This is a genomic window from Psychromonas sp., assembly GCF_983033635.1.
In genome coordinates this window covers 24,525-26,345 of the sequence record NZ_CEZLMY010000042.1, presented here as the reverse complement: position 1 = coordinate 26,345, position 1,821 = coordinate 24,525, and the positions used below count along the sequence as shown (strand labels likewise).

General features: G+C 38.7%; 2 protein-coding genes. Both read left to right on the top strand.

The genetic code is table 11. The features are described 5' to 3' along the window. Positions 1 to 93 precede the first annotated feature (93 nt). Positions 94 to 834 (top strand): pyruvate formate lyase 1-activating protein, encoded by a 741-nt coding sequence (gene pflA / locus AC4GME_RS08050; RefSeq protein ID WP_490377777.1) that lies wholly within the window; start codon positions 94 to 96, stop codon positions 832 to 834. 45 nt (positions 835 to 879) lie between these two features. Beyond that, positions 880 to 1,719 (top strand): 23S rRNA (guanine(745)-N(1))-methyltransferase, encoded by an 840-nt coding sequence (gene rlmA, locus AC4GME_RS08045; RefSeq protein WP_490379215.1) that lies wholly within the window; start codon positions 880 to 882, stop codon positions 1,717 to 1,719. The last annotated feature ends 102 nt before the right edge of the window (positions 1,720 to 1,821 follow it).

Genomic DNA, 1,821 nt, shown 5'->3' with positions numbered 1-1,821 from the left:
GGGTGAAACCTTTCTTTTTTTATAATAAGCAATTATTTCATTTGTTTTTTTGTCTAAGAAATAGATGAAATAATTAGTTTTAAGGGGTTTTTGATGTCATTAATTGGCCATGTTCATTCAATTGAAACCTGTGGTACCGTCGATGGACCAGGCATTCGCTTCATAATCTTTTTACAAGGCTGCTTAATGCGTTGTAAATATTGTCATAATCGTGATACTTGGGATACCGAAGGCGGCAAAGAGATGAGCGTCGATGAGTTAATGGCGGATCTGGTGCAATATCGACACTACATGAATGCTTCCGGCGGTGGAGTTACCGTTTCTGGTGGTGAAGCGATGCTGCAACCTGAATTTGTTAAAGCTATATTCACAGCCTGTAAAGCAGAAGGTATTCATACCTGCCTTGATACCAACGGTTTTGTACGCCGCATTGATGAAACAACCAGAAGTGTACTTGATGTTGCAGACTTAGTTTTGTTAGATATCAAACAGATGAATAATGAAAAACATATCGATCTGACTCATGTAAGTAATAAATACACGCTTGAATTTGCAAAATATTTAGCAGAGCAGAATCAGCCTGTTTACCTGCGTTACGTGGTTGTACCCGGTTATACCGATTGTGAGGAAGATGCACATGCTCTAGGTCAGTTTATTGAACCTATGAACAATATCGAAAAAATTGAAATGCTGCCTTACCATGAACTTGGCAAACATAAATGGACTGCAATGGGAGAGATTTACCCCCTAGATGGCGTACACCCTCCATCACGCGATACCATGGAAATCATCAAGAATATTCTTTTACAATACAATGACAATGTCATTTACTGATCGAAAAAGGCAGATAAATAATTATCTGCCTTAATAGAGCCCATTATGAATCCATTTATCTGCCCGCTTTGCCAAACTGTTTTCCAACAAACAAATAACACCCAAATCTGTGCTAACAATCATCATTTTGATATTGCCAAAGAGGGTTACCTGAATCTGCTCCCCGTAAATGCAAAAAACTCAAAAAATCCGGGCGATAATAAAGAGATGATGCAGGCAAGGCGTGCTTTTTTAAATAGTGACGGATATTTGCCGCTCGCAGAAAAAGTCAGTGAGTTAGTGTCCGCATACCTGACAGATAAAGAGCAGGCACAGATTCTTGATTTAGGTTGCGGAGAAGGTTATTACACTGCGCTTTTAGCGGAGCAGCTTCCAGAGAAGTTTATTATTAACGGCTTAGATATTTCCAAAGTAGCCATACGTTATGCGGCTAAACGCTATAAAAACATCAATTTCTGCGTTGCCAGCGCATACGATGTGCCACTGCCTGATAATAGTTTAGATGCATTGATTCGAATTTATGCTCCATCGCTGGATAGTGAACTGCAACGCCTGATTAAACAAAATGGTTATCTGATTACGGTAACACCTGCACCTCGTCACCTGTTCCAGCTTAGAGAAAAGATTTACCAACAAGTAAATGAACATGCGCAGGAAAACTCAGCACCTTCAGGATTTAACAAAATCGAACAGATAAATCTTAATTACCCGCTACAAGTAACAGAAGCACAAACAGTTCAAGATCTTATTAATATGACCCCTTTTGCCTGGAAGTTTAATAAGCAAACGATGCAGGATCTATTAGCAGAAAAATCGTGGTCTATCGAGTGTGATTTTAATATCGAGATTTACCAGAAACAGAAAGACTCAACGGATAAAGAATAAAAGATAAAAGATAAAAGATAATTAATATGATTTCACATTCCGCTCGCAAGTTTAATAAGCAAACGATGCAGGATCTATTAGCAGAAAAATCGTGGTCTATCG